Here is a 602-nt window from a genome sequence, read left to right as displayed (position 1 = left end):
ATGTGCCCAAAGAATAGCTGTCATTTATTCTAAACATTTTGTTTTCGTTATGGAAACAAATTTTTTTACTTACTCTCACTCAGCAAATCGCTGATCAGTTTGATATATCCATTATGGGTTGAACATCTCTTAAGTACATAAACCTCACCAATACATTTTCAGACAAGGCTAGGCCTTGTACCATATATGCTTATGTTATTAGTGGTTTAATATAATTGTCCTAACATACAAAAATTTGATAGTGGCGCAGTCAAAAAAAGCAAGACTGCCATAGTTTGACAATCTTGCTTTTAATGTTTTTATTTTTGTAGCTTGCCCAGTTACTTAAAGGACATTAACTACGCTTTCATCATGCCTTATCGTCTTCTTCACGACGTAGCCCGTCTTGCCATTTAGAGCCTTGCGTAGAAACGTTTTCTCCCTCGCTACTCTCATGACCATTGTGGTCATTTAGATGCCCATCATCTGTGTCTAGTTGAGTATTAATACCTCTACTATGATTGTAACTCATGCGTTCGCTAAGCGTCGACTCAGCGTCACGACTACGATGATCAAGTGCTTCAGCTTCAGGGTTCGCTTCCTCAAAGTCAGTCTGTGCAGTG

At 38.7% G+C, this 602-nt stretch carries 1 protein-coding gene; it reads right to left on the bottom strand.

Going from position 1 to position 602, the window contains the following annotated elements:
- Positions 1–349: 349 nt before the first annotated feature.
- Positions 350–602: hypothetical protein (locus ACS8FD_RS22465; RefSeq protein ID WP_439277490.1), on the bottom strand; the 253-nt coding region annotated here is incomplete at its 5' end.

It is taken from the genome of Psychrobacter sp. 1U2 (assembly GCF_051847575.1).
Note: the sequence above shows the minus strand (reverse complement) of the source record. Positions and strands in the feature narration are given on the sequence as shown.